1 protein-coding gene is annotated in these 245 nt (G+C 58.0%); it reads right to left on the bottom strand.

The genetic code is table 11. The features are described from left to right. Positions 1-222, bottom strand: a 222-nt coding sequence (locus tag IEQ44_RS16385; protein WP_227487702.1) for a hypothetical protein, incomplete at its 3' end; no start/stop codon positions are given. Positions 223-245 lie beyond the last annotated feature (23 nt).

Raw genomic sequence — 245 nt, 5'->3', positions numbered from 1 at the left:
GTAGGTATATTCGCCATTCTTGATACGGTCCTGAATGTGCGGACGGCCTTCATGCACCTTGTTTACCAGACGCGGGTTGATACCTGCTTCGCCCAGCACAATCGCCGTGCCGTGGGTCGCATCCAGCTCGAAGCCCTGTTTCAGCAGTTTTGCCGCCAGGTCCACCACGCGTTCTTTATCGCCTTCGCGCACGGAAAGCAGCGCACGACCGTGTTTCTTCATGGTGGAGTTGCTGCCCAGCTGCG

The sequence above is a fragment of the Nocardioides malaquae genome (assembly GCF_015070385.1).
GTDB lineage: Bacteria > Actinomycetota > Actinomycetes > Propionibacteriales > Nocardioidaceae > Nocardioides > Nocardioides malaquae.
Note: the sequence above shows the minus strand (reverse complement) of the source record. Positions and strands in the feature narration are given on the sequence as shown.